This is a genomic window from Streptacidiphilus sp. MAP12-20 (genome assembly GCF_041262525.1).
Taxonomy (GTDB): Bacteria; Actinomycetota; Actinomycetes; order Streptomycetales; family Streptomycetaceae; genus Streptacidiphilus.
The window spans coordinates 451,857-461,387 of the sequence record NZ_JBGCCK010000002.1 but is presented as its reverse complement, the minus strand read 5'-3'; the positions used below and the strand labels follow the sequence as shown (position 1 = coordinate 461,387).

Annotated in this window: 18 protein-coding genes; 10 read left to right on the top strand and 8 right to left on the bottom strand. The window is 69.4% G+C overall.

The genetic code is table 11. From position 1 onward, the window contains the following. Both ABIA32_RS04335 and ABIA32_RS04330 read left to right on the top strand, forming a co-directional pair. Positions 1-724: proline dehydrogenase family protein (locus ABIA32_RS04335; protein WP_370092439.1), on the top strand; the 724-nt coding region annotated here is incomplete at its 5' end. A gap of 148 nt (positions 725-872) precedes the next feature. Beyond that, positions 873-1,043 (top strand): hypothetical protein, encoded by a 171-nt coding sequence (locus ABIA32_RS04330; protein WP_370092438.1) that lies wholly within the window; start codon positions 873-875, stop codon positions 1,041-1,043. Positions 1,044-1,063: 20 nt separating this feature from the next. Here the strand turns inward: ABIA32_RS04330 and ABIA32_RS04325 are convergent, their stop codons facing one another. Continuing rightward, the gene (locus ABIA32_RS04325; protein ID WP_370092437.1) at positions 1,064-1,285 is read right to left on the bottom strand and encodes a hypothetical protein; all 222 of its coding nucleotides are present in this window, start codon (positions 1,283-1,285) and stop codon (positions 1,064-1,066) included. Positions 1,286-1,312: 27 nt separating this feature from the next. Between ABIA32_RS04325 and ABIA32_RS04320 the strand changes: the two genes are divergently transcribed. Continuing rightward, on the top strand, positions 1,313-1,570 hold the full coding sequence (locus ABIA32_RS04320; protein ID WP_370092436.1) for a hypothetical protein: 258 nt from the start codon (positions 1,313-1,315) through the stop codon (positions 1,568-1,570). Positions 1,571-1,670: 100 nt separating this feature from the next. On the opposite strand, the gene ABIA32_RS04315 is transcribed toward ABIA32_RS04320, so the two are convergent. Then, positions 1,671-2,174, bottom strand: coding sequence for a hypothetical protein (locus ABIA32_RS04315; RefSeq protein ID WP_370092435.1), 504 nt, complete (start codon positions 2,172-2,174; stop codon positions 1,671-1,673). Positions 2,175-2,445: 271 nt separating this feature from the next. On the opposite strand from ABIA32_RS04315, the gene ABIA32_RS04310 reads away from it, so the two are divergent. Both ABIA32_RS04310 and ABIA32_RS04305 read left to right on the top strand, forming a co-directional pair. Continuing rightward, positions 2,446-2,847 carry a hypothetical protein gene (locus ABIA32_RS04310; protein WP_370092434.1) on the top strand — a complete coding sequence of 134 codons (402 nt, stop codon included), beginning with the start codon at positions 2,446-2,448 and terminating at the stop codon, positions 2,845-2,847. A 231-nt stretch (positions 2,848-3,078) separates the two neighbouring features. Continuing rightward, entirely contained in the window at positions 3,079-3,381 is a 303-nt protein-coding gene (locus ABIA32_RS04305) for a DUF6225 family protein (RefSeq protein ID WP_370092433.1), read from the top strand. A gap of 54 nt (positions 3,382-3,435) precedes the next feature. On the opposite strand, the gene ABIA32_RS04300 is transcribed toward ABIA32_RS04305, so the two are convergent. The 3 genes from ABIA32_RS04300 to ABIA32_RS04290 all read right to left on the bottom strand — a co-directional run bounded on the left by ABIA32_RS04300 (position 3,436) and on the right by ABIA32_RS04290 (position 4,920). Further along, positions 3,436-3,693 carry a hypothetical protein gene (locus ABIA32_RS04300; RefSeq protein WP_370092431.1) on the bottom strand — a complete coding sequence of 86 codons (258 nt, stop codon included), beginning with the start codon at positions 3,691-3,693 and terminating at the stop codon, positions 3,436-3,438. An 88-nt stretch (positions 3,694-3,781) separates the two neighbouring features. Further along, positions 3,782-4,360 (bottom strand): HD family hydrolase, encoded by a 579-nt coding sequence (locus tag ABIA32_RS04295; RefSeq protein WP_370092430.1) that lies wholly within the window; start codon positions 4,358-4,360, stop codon positions 3,782-3,784. 329 nt (positions 4,361-4,689) lie between these two features. Further along, complete coding sequence (locus tag ABIA32_RS04290) at positions 4,690-4,920, bottom strand: hypothetical protein (protein ID WP_370092429.1); 231 nt, start codon at positions 4,918-4,920, stop codon at positions 4,690-4,692. Between the two features lie 116 nt (positions 4,921-5,036). Between ABIA32_RS04290 and ABIA32_RS04285 the strand changes: the two genes are divergently transcribed. Then, positions 5,037-5,237, top strand: a complete 201-nt coding sequence (locus tag ABIA32_RS04285; protein WP_370092428.1) for a hypothetical protein — start codon at positions 5,037-5,039, stop codon at positions 5,235-5,237. A gap of 223 nt (positions 5,238-5,460) precedes the next feature. On the opposite strand, the gene ABIA32_RS04280 is transcribed toward ABIA32_RS04285, so the two are convergent. Continuing rightward, the gene (locus tag ABIA32_RS04280) at positions 5,461-5,709 is read right to left on the bottom strand and encodes a DUF1876 domain-containing protein (RefSeq protein WP_370092427.1); all 249 of its coding nucleotides are present in this window, start codon (positions 5,707-5,709) and stop codon (positions 5,461-5,463) included. Between the two features lie 607 nt (positions 5,710-6,316). On the opposite strand from ABIA32_RS04280, the gene ABIA32_RS04275 reads away from it, so the two are divergent. Then, positions 6,317-7,375 carry a DUF2332 domain-containing protein gene (locus ABIA32_RS04275; protein WP_370092426.1) on the top strand — a complete coding sequence of 353 codons (1,059 nt, stop codon included), beginning with the start codon at positions 6,317-6,319 and terminating at the stop codon, positions 7,373-7,375. Between the two features lie 139 nt (positions 7,376-7,514). Here ABIA32_RS04275 and ABIA32_RS04270 read toward each other — a convergent pair whose 3' ends face one another. Further along, a complete protein-coding gene (locus ABIA32_RS04270) occupies positions 7,515-8,093 on the bottom strand; it encodes a TetR/AcrR family transcriptional regulator (RefSeq protein ID WP_370092425.1) in 579 nt (192 codons plus the stop codon). A 91-nt stretch (positions 8,094-8,184) separates the two neighbouring features. Here ABIA32_RS04270 and ABIA32_RS04265 point away from each other — a divergent pair, with 91 nt between their 5' ends. Next, positions 8,185-8,631 carry a DUF1772 domain-containing protein gene (locus ABIA32_RS04265; RefSeq protein ID WP_370092424.1) on the top strand — a complete coding sequence of 149 codons (447 nt, stop codon included), beginning with the start codon at positions 8,185-8,187 and terminating at the stop codon, positions 8,629-8,631. Between the two features lie 69 nt (positions 8,632-8,700). After that, positions 8,701-8,853: a hypothetical protein gene (locus ABIA32_RS04260; protein ID WP_370092423.1), complete on the top strand. Its 153-nt coding sequence runs from the start codon at positions 8,701-8,703 to the stop codon at positions 8,851-8,853. A 47-nt stretch (positions 8,854-8,900) separates the two neighbouring features. Here the strand turns inward: ABIA32_RS04260 and ABIA32_RS04255 are convergent, their stop codons facing one another. Then, positions 8,901-9,095 (bottom strand): hypothetical protein, encoded by a 195-nt coding sequence (locus tag ABIA32_RS04255; protein WP_370092422.1) that lies wholly within the window; start codon positions 9,093-9,095, stop codon positions 8,901-8,903. Positions 9,096-9,206: 111 nt separating this feature from the next. Here ABIA32_RS04255 and ABIA32_RS04250 point away from each other — a divergent pair, with 111 nt between their 5' ends. Continuing rightward, positions 9,207-9,527 carry a hypothetical protein gene (locus ABIA32_RS04250; RefSeq protein WP_370092421.1) on the top strand — a complete coding sequence of 107 codons (321 nt, stop codon included), beginning with the start codon at positions 9,207-9,209 and terminating at the stop codon, positions 9,525-9,527. Positions 9,528-9,531: the final 4 nt, after the last annotated feature.

Sequence of the window (9,531 nt, the reverse complement as noted above, 5' to 3'; positions counted from 1 at the left end):
GGCAGCGGCCACGGCGGAGGCCTACGAGCACCTGCTGGCGGCGCTCGGCGAGACCGGCCTGGCGGACCGCGCCGAGGTCTCGGTCAAGCTCTCGGGGGTGGGCCAGTTCCTGCCCGAGGAAGGCGAGAAGGTCGCCCTCGAGAACGCCCGCCGCATCTGCGCGGCCGCGGCGGCCGTGGGCACGACGGTGACTCTCGACATGGAGGACCACACCACGACGGACTCCACGCTGGCGATCGCGAAGGCGCTGCGCGCCGACTTCCCGTGGCTGGGCGTCGTCCTGCAGGCCTACCTGCACCGCACGGAGTCCGACTGCGCCGAGTTCAGCGGCCCGGGCAGCCGCGTCCGCCTGTGCAAGGGCGCGTACCAGGAGCCGGCCTCGGTGGCGTTCCAGAAGAAGTCGGACGTCGACCTGGCCTACGTCCGCTGCCTCAAGGTGCTGATGGCGGGCGAGGGCTACCCCATGGTGGCCTCCCACGACCCGCGCCTCATCCGCATCGCGGGCGAGCTGGCCGCGGCCAACGATCGCAAGGCGGACTCCTTCGAGTACCAGATGCTCTACGGAATCCGCCCGGAGGAGCAGGAGCGCCTGGTCGCCGAGGGCGCGACGATGCGCGTCTACCTGCCCTACGGCACCGAGTGGTACGGCTACTTCATGCGCCGCCTCGCGGAGCGCCCCGCCAACCTGGCCTTCTTCCTGCGCGCGCTGGCGACGAAGAACTGAGGTCACGGCAACTGAGCTGCGGTGAAGCCGGATCCGGCTTCACCGCAGTCGTGCGCAGGTGGTCTATTCGAGTGGTGGGCCATGGAGATCAACTATGCCTCCGCAGAGTGTGCGTAGAGATCCATTAACCGTCGCGGGCTACACCAAGGTGGCGGTCACCTTCACCACGAGCACCGTCAACCCGCACGCCCTCGGCGAGACGGTGTGCCAGCCCCTGCCGAGTGGCTACCAACTGCCCACCGCCACAGCGGCCGGCTGCCCCAGCTCCCTCGACGGCGGCGCGACGCTGTCGATAACCGGGCCGCGCGCCGCCTACTGACTGCGTGGTGCCCGCTGACGTCAGACGGTGAGTCTCGCGTTGTACATGGGTCGCGGCTCGGTGAGGTAGTTGCCGTCAAAGCCGCCCAGCTTGTTGAGCAGTTCGTCCATCTCGATGTACGGCCTGATGTGCCAAGTGCCGAGGTTCGCGGTTCCTCCGAACGTGATGCGCACGGAGACGTGCCCCCAGTGGTTGGGAGCCACCAGGAGCGCCCGGTTGTCGTTCAGGAAGAAGATCGTCACTGGATGGGAGGCCGGACAGTGGGCCGCATGGCGCTGTTCAACGAGTGGCTGGCCGTGAAGGCGACGAACGTCTTCGGCAGCATGGGGTTGACGTACCTGTTCTTCGGCTACGGCTTCGTCCCCGCGCTCGTCCCGTCCCTGATGGTCACGCTCCTGTACTGGAGCAACACCATCCCAGCCGAGACCCAGACGCTACGGACGCTCGTCGCTGACAAGTCAGTGAGCGAGGCAGCCGGGATGTTGAAGATCAGCAGCTCGGCCGCGTACACCGCCTTCAGCGCCTGACGATTGGCCGCCAGTCGCACGACGAGTGACGCGCGAGAACAAGCGGAAGCCCGCCCTCCCAAGCAGGAAGACGGGCATCGCACGGGTCAGCCGGTTGCGCTCAGTACCAGACCTGGTAGTTGTTGCCGCTCTGGCACGGGTTGGTGTACATCTGCCCGCTGCCGTTGCCGTCAAGGCACCAGTGGGACCAGCGGTTCACGAGGTTGTAACCATTGCCGACCCACTGCTCCTCCCACTGCTCGTTCCAGTTGGCGGGCTGCAAACAGTTCTCCAGGTATGCCTGCCCCTGCCCATTTGACGCGAGGCACACGGTGCCGTTGGAGCCGTGTGGCTTCTCCGTCCAGTAGGCGCCTGTCTGCGCCGAAACGTTGTTCTGCGAGTCGTCCCACCCTCCACCCTGGTCCGGAGTGCCCCAGCAGATGGCGTCGTTGGAAAGGTCGAAGGTACCGTCCGCGTTGCGGGCCCAGAAGAGACAGTGCCCGGTAGCGCGGGAGTGCCAGCCGATGTCGATCCCGTCGGCGTAGGCGCTGCCGGGGGTGGCCAGCATGAGTGTGGTGATGGAGGCGGTGACGCCGAGGAGCTGGGCGATGCGCTTCTTGTTCACGGTGAGAGTTCCCTGTGTTGGACTGCGGTGGCTGCGCCTCGGCGTTCCGGAGATCGGCGGCGCGGGGCGCAGCCCGAACTCTGCTCGGCCTGTCTGACCGCCGCAATCTGCAACCGGCGTCCCAGGACACCGTGAGACGGACCACGGATCTCAGTGCTGTGACCTGCCCGTTGAGACGCGAGAGGATGACCTTGGAGACGTCCCTCGAACGCCGCGTCACATCCCGGCAACTCCCGCACGATCACGCCCGTGCCGGTGGCACAGTCCGGGCATGCGTCGAACCCTCACCCTCGCCCCCGCCGTACTGCTCGCGCTCGCCGGCTGCGCACTGCCCTCCACACCCACCAGCAGCGACCAAGCCCCACCCGCCGCAGACACCACCACCGCTGCCCCCAGTGCTGCACAGAAACTCGCCGACCTCGACGGCGACAGCCAGCCCGTCACCGACTACCAGGCCGCACTCCAGCACCTCGCAGCCAAGTGCACCCAAGACCTCGACAAGGTCGCCGGGATCGTCTTCGCCACCCAAGCCGACCTGCAGAAGAACAACGTCAAGGACGAAACCGAATACTCGGTGATCCAGCACCTCGACCAGTCCATCCCTGCCAGCGCCGGGAAGATGGACTGCGTCGGGCAGGCCGCCGCCTACGCCACCCTCCGCGAAAGCCACTGACCGCAACCGTCGGGGCGCCGGCTCGCTGCCAGGTCATGACGTGCACCTGCCCCGCCCCGACCGCGACCTTTGCCCGATGTGCCACGGTTGGGGCCACCAGCCCAGCACCACCGGAGACCGGCCACTGTGCCCGCGCTGCCACGGACTCGGCGGACAGACACCGCATGATCTCGGATGCGCGAGGTGGGAACTACATCCAGTCAGGTAGAGGACAGCCGATAGGCTCCGCGAGTGACGAACCTCGGCGACTACGAGCCCTACGAGCACACCGTGCCCGAATGGACCGTCGGCCAACTCCGGCAAGCCCTCGCCAGCGTTCCCAACGACACCCCGGTCCGGATCGCCATCCCGAAGGAGCTCACCCACCGCGGACCCGACGACGACCAAGACGCCAGCTACGTCGTGACCGGCACCTCCCCAGCTGACCCGCAGTACGACACCCTGCTGGGCGACGGCGACGGCGACGAGGTCCTGGTCCTTGTCGCCGACTATCCCTCCGCCACGTACATGCGCCGCCGGGCCGACGCCGGCTGACCGCCGCAATCACCAGAAGGCCCCGCGCCGGGGAACCGGGTAGGGCCATGCCGATCAGTCGGTATCGTCCAGGGCCGCCTCAGGGCCGAGGGTCTCCATCGCGTCGTCATCGACCTGCCAATGGCCCTCAGGGACGCTGTACTCCGCGCCCAGCGCAGCCAGCTCTTCCCACGTCGAAGCGGAGCGCGTAGCGATCTCCCTGCGACTGCCGATTCCAGCCTCGTCCAACTCGGCTTCCCAGATCTGCACTGTGACACCGCCGCCTCGGGACGTGCTCGCCGTGATGGTTCGAACCGTCTCAAGGTTGCTCATAGCCTCAGGATCAGCGACGCCCTCCGCTGCCGCATCCTGGAGCTACGCGGTCGCGGTGTCGGCTTCCCCAAGGCGAAAGGCACCCGGCTCAGCTCTCGCCCATCACGGTCCTCAGCCAACCGAGGGAACCGCGGCCGATCAGCTCGTCCGCCAAGTTCTTCGCGGTCTCCGTCGTGAGCCGGCCGCGGCTGTTGTCGATCCACCTTTGCGCGTGCTCGTAGCCTTGCGCCCGGTACTCGATTCCCTGCAGCAGACACTCGAGCTTGTCCGCGTCCCGCGCGCAGACCGCCTCCGGCGTCTCCCTCGCCTCATACTCGCCGACGACGTCCTGGATCGCCTTCGCCAGACCCTCGGGCATGCCCGCCACCTGGTCCGCGGTCACACTCACTGCGTCGACCTCCTGGCCCATGTACTTCTTCCCCAGATGGTTCACGTCCCCGGTCCGCGACTCCTGCGAGTCGTGCCACACCGCCATCAGCGCGGCACGCGCCGGGTCCGCGCCCTCCAACTGCGCAATGACCGATGCCAGGAGCGATGTGCGCCACGAGTGCTCGGCGATGCTCTCCGGGTCGCGGACGCCGGCCATCCACCAGCCGGTACGGCGGGCATTCTTGAGCGTGCCGGTCTCGAACAGGAAGTCCGCCACCTTGGACAGATCCTCGGCCACCGTGAGCCCCCTTCTGGCGCTCACCCTTGGGCGAGGCGCAGCGCGTACCTGACGCCGTCGAGTTCCCGGCCAGCCTGAGCCGAGCTCACGCCGCTATCCAACAGGATCTCCACTCGCTCGCGCAGCCCCGCACGGTCGGCGGACTGCAGGAGTCACCGCAGTCGTCTGTGGGTGGTCACGAGCGTGAAGACGAGTCCTGGGTGACGGGGGACGTCTCGCCGACGACCTGCGGGCGCTGGAGGGCCTGGCGGCCCCGGCGGCGGCGTCTTGCAGCCCAAAGCATCCAGAGCCCTGCCGCCACGGTGCACGCCGACCGGCCGGTGCGCGGGTCAGATGCCGGACCATTCGCCGGGGTGGTCGGCCCAGTGGACCTGTGCGGGGTCGTTGAGGTCGGTGCCTGGCCGGTGCTGCTGGACGAGGGCTTCGAGTTGGTTCTGGCTGGAGCAGGGCTCGGTGATGGTCGCGCCGTCGTGTCGGACGATGCGGACCTGACGGTCGCGGTCCTGCGGGTTGTAGGCAGAGACGTACACGGGGATGTCGGTCGGGGCGGGCGTGGTCATGGGCTCATGCTGCGCCGGGCTGGGCGTCTGCGCACCCGGACGCGGGCATGCGTGTGGGCCGCGCGGCGTAGCCGGGCGAGTGGAAGGCGAAGCACCGACCCGGCGGCCACTCTGCCGTGGGCGGCGCACACCCGCTGCCCGGCGCCGAGTCGGACAATCGGCGCGTTCACCGCGACGGAGGCTATCCGGCGGACTGGCCCAACAGCGTGGTGAACGCCGAGGCGGACGCGGACCACATCGAGCTACACCAGCCGGTCACCGTGCGGCGTTGGGTGGTGAAGGCCCGCGAACTCCTCGCCGAGCACGCTGGCACATGAACATCCGGGGAACCGGAGTACGACCACCACCACGAGACGGTGATCGGGCCGACGGGGCGCACCTGGTACATCGAGGTGCCCGACGACGAACCGGTCGCGGCCGTACATGTGCATCACCTGCGAGGCCGACGGCTGGCCGTGCCTCGCGCTGTGATGTCCGCTCCCGACGGAGGGCGGGTCGTGATGGGAGTCAGTCCTCGAGGTGGCAGTCCAGCACGCCTGGTCAGGCCTTGACCGCTGCGAGCTCTGCCCCAGCCTTCTCCATCAACCCGCGGGCAAGCGCGTTGAGGACACGAGCCGCAGCCAGCTCCTCACCGACCCGCTGCTGATCCGGGTCACTTGGATGCCGCGTCGCATGCCCGTGGGCACGCAACTCCGTGCCATCCGGAAGCCTGAGCAGCGCGGCAGCACGGGTCTTCTTGTCGACCTCTTCGAATTCCACCTCAATGTGCCAGCCGACGATCGTCTGCATTGCGTCCACCTCCAACCGAGGCCGTTCGTGTCCAGCCTGCGCCAGCAGAGGCGGAGTGGCATCCGGAACGACCTGGCTGGCGGGGCTGGGTGATCTACGCCGTCCCCGTGACCGACACTCCGCTGCTGCCGGGCCTCGGCGTCGAGCCCGACGCCGATCAGCTCGTGCGCTGCACCGGTTACGGCCGGCCCCTGCGTGGCCCCGCCTCCCGGCGCGCGGCCACGGCCCCGTCTGCACCGAACTGCGTCTGCCGGAACCACTGCGAGGGGTGCAAGCCAAGTGCTTCCGGGGCTGTAGCTGCGCCTGTACCCTCGGCAACCTGGCATGAGCGGCCAGTCTGCCCCGGCGTGTGCCCCCGTGCCCGCCGGGGCTTACCCTGCGACCCACGACCTGCCACCGACAAGATCACACGGGCGGCGCGGACGGCGGGAGCGGACCCCCTGTCGCTGCCCAGCGATCGCCGCAGCCAGGGCCTGACCGGCGGATCCTCCAGGGTCACTCCGGGGACGTCTGGTGGGGTCGGCTGCAAGGGGGGAGATCGCTTGTGCACTGGTCCGCCGAACAGGCGCTGGTGCGCGGCAGCCCGGATGGGGGCTAGGTTCCGGTCATGACCGAGACGATCATCAACTTCACCCGGGAGGCGTTCGCCGAGCCGGACGAGTTCACCTCCTCGCCGCTCTACCGCGCGCTCAGCCGCACTGTCGCCGCCGAGGAGCAACTGCTCGCCTTGGCCGCGCGAGGCCGGGCCGGGCAGTACCCGACCTTCCTGTTCTTCGGCGCGGTGCACCAGCTGCTGCTGGCGGGCGCGGAGCATCAACTTGCCCGCTACTACCCCTCGGTGGCGGGCCCTGACGCGCTCACCCCGGACGAGGCGGCCGGGCCTGCGCTGCTGGACTTCTGCCTGCGTCATGAAACCGAGCTGACCGGGCTGATCAGCACCCGGCTCGTGCAGACCAACCAGGTGCAGCGGGCCCTCGGCCTGCGCATCGGGCTGGCCGAGATCGCCCAGCACACCGACGCGCCGGTCCACCTGATCGAGGTCGGCACCAGCGCCGGACTGAACCTGCGCTTCGACCGCTACGGCTACACCCTCGGCAGCCGCCGCTACGGCGACCCGGCCTCCCCGGTGCAGCTGGTCGCCTCGCTGCACGGCCCGGACACCCTCCCCGACCTGGACGCGCTGCCCGCGCTGGCCAGTGTCCACGGCGTCGACCTGAACCCGGTCGACGTGCGGGCGGAGGCGGACCGCCGCTGGCTTGAGGCTCTGGTGTGGCCGGAGAACCTGGACCAGCGCAGGCTGCTGGCCGCGGCGCTCGCCGTGGTCGCCGCGGACCCGCCGCAGGTGCTGCGCGGCGACGCCGTCGACGTGCTGCCCGCGCTGGCGGCGGAACTACCGCCGGGCGAGCCGCGGGTGGTCTACCACTCTGCGACCCGCATGCACGTGTCGCTGGATCGGCGGGCCGCGTTCGACGCGGCGATCGCTGCGGTCGGCACGGCCGGCCCGCTGTGGTGGCTCTGCGTCGAGGACGGCCCCGACCCCGATCTTCGGCCCGCGGCCTCGCGCCGCGACCGCATCGGCGCGGCACTGCGCCTGCGTGGCCCCGACGGGGACGACCGCACCCTCGCGGTGGTCGAGGGCCACCTGCGCTGGGTCGAGACGCTCTAGGCTGCTTCCGGCGACTTCATTCGAGCTGCCAGGGCCGGACGGCAGCGGCTGTGACCGTGCCGTGGAACCGGAAGCGATGCCGTAGGCAGGCAGCGGCGGGGCCCGAGGGCCCCGGCTGCGTGCCCGCCGGGATGGTGTGTCAGACCATGGCGAGTCGGTCTACCAGCAGCTCCACCCTCGGTTCGGTGTCCTCCGGCGGCAGCCGTCCCGCTCGGGTCAGGGTGGCCAGTCCGTGCAGGGCCGCCCAGAACACCTCGGTGAACAGTCCCGGGTGGACGCCGTCCCCGGCGACCTCGCCGAGGCTTTCCAGCAGGGCGGCGAAGCCGTCCTTCAGGGGTTGCGGGGTGTCCTCGTTCGCGAAGGCCAGGCCGCCGTCGAGCTGGAACATGGCGTCGTAGACCGCCGGGTTGCGTGCGGCGAAGTCGAGGTAGGCGCGGGCGAGGGCGGTGACCCGGGCGCGCGGACCGTCCGCGGCGGAGGTCGCGGCCCGCAGCGCCGCGGCCATCTCGGTGGCGCCTTCGAGGGCGACGGCGCCGATGATCTCCCGCTTGCCGCGGAAGTGGCTGTAGAGGACGGGCTGGCTGTATTCGATGCGCTCGCTGAGTCGGCGGGTGGTGACCGCGTCCCAGCCCTGTTGCTCGGCGAGTTCGCGGGCCGTCGCCAAGATGAGGCGTTCGCGGGCCGCCCGTTCGCGTTCCTTGCGTTCCTGTACCGACATGAATCGATCCTAGCACCGCTAGACAAGCGAGCGGCAGCAGTACTAGCGTTGCCTCATCAGCTAGTGACGCTAGATCCCTGGAGGGGTCATCATGCTCAACGCACTTGAGGTGTTCACCACCGTGGTCGTCGGCGTGATGGTGGGGGTGGAGTTCTCCGTCGCCTTCGTCATCAACCGAATCCTCAACGCCCTCCCCGGCGACAACGGCCTGATTGGCCGCGCCCACGGAGGCCGGATGCTCGGCGCCGTGATGCCGGTCTGGTACAGCACTTCGCTCGTCCTCGTCGCGGTCTGGGCCGTCGCCGGATGGCACAACCACGGCACCAGCCTGGTTGTCACCGCCGCCGCACTGCTCATCCTCAGCGTGATCATGTCGATCCTGCTGCTCGTCCCGATCAACAACCAGGGCAAGACGTGGACTCCCGAGAACCGGCCCGAGGACTGGAAGGAGCAGATGAGCCGCTGGGACCGCTACCACTACGTCCGCGTCGCCGTAATCATCGCCGCCTTCGCCCTGCTGGCCGCCGCCCTCGCCTGATGGCGCACAATCCCCACTCCGTTCCGGTGAGGTCTTTGATCCAGATCACCAAGGCACAGCGCCGCACTGGTGGCGGCGGAGATCGGCTACGCCGACCGGTCCCATCTCCATCGGGATGTCATGGCGTTCGCCGGGGTGACGCCCACCACCGTTGCGGTCGCGCCGTGGCTCGCGGTCGACGACGGCGCGTGGGCCGCGCCGGAATTCCTGTCCGAGGCTTGACTCTGCGTCAAAACCGTTCGAGTGGGCGACGATCGGGCGACGCCTCGTCAGGCCGCAGCGGCTATCTCGGCGGGCAGGCGCTCGCGTTGTTTGGCGTGCAGGTACTCGTCCACGAGCCGTGCATAGAGCCGGCGCTCGTCCGCGTCGAGGCCACGGCCCGCCGCGCCGGCGAGGAGGGCCCGAATGCGGGCGTTCGCCAGGTCGGCGCGGGAGAGCACGGTGACCGTGTCCAGGTTCAGCATGCTTCGAATCTAGCTGCCCTCACTGACAGCGTGCCTGCCGGTCGGCTGCGGGGCCCGGGGCCTGCGAAATTGTGCTTGCCACCGCTCGGCGGGAGTGGTCGGATCGGTCGGGTGGAGAACGAGACCTACGTGGAGACCGCACGGCTGCGATCGCCGGAACTGCCGCATCGTTACCTCACCGTCGGCCTGCGCGCGGACGGCGACCTCGTCTTCGAGGGGCAGGATCTGCGGCCGGGGCTGCCCGAGTACGAGTACGTCGTCACCGTCCGAGCGGCGGACGTGCCGGAGTTGATGCGGGTGGTCGGGGCGGTGTCCGGGAGAGAGTTGCTGGACGCGCTGGTGCGCCGGAGCGAGGAGATCGTGCCGGGCGTCCACGGGTGGTTGCGTGGTCTCGGTATCCCGACCGAGCTGTGGACGCACCGGAGCGACTGACGGC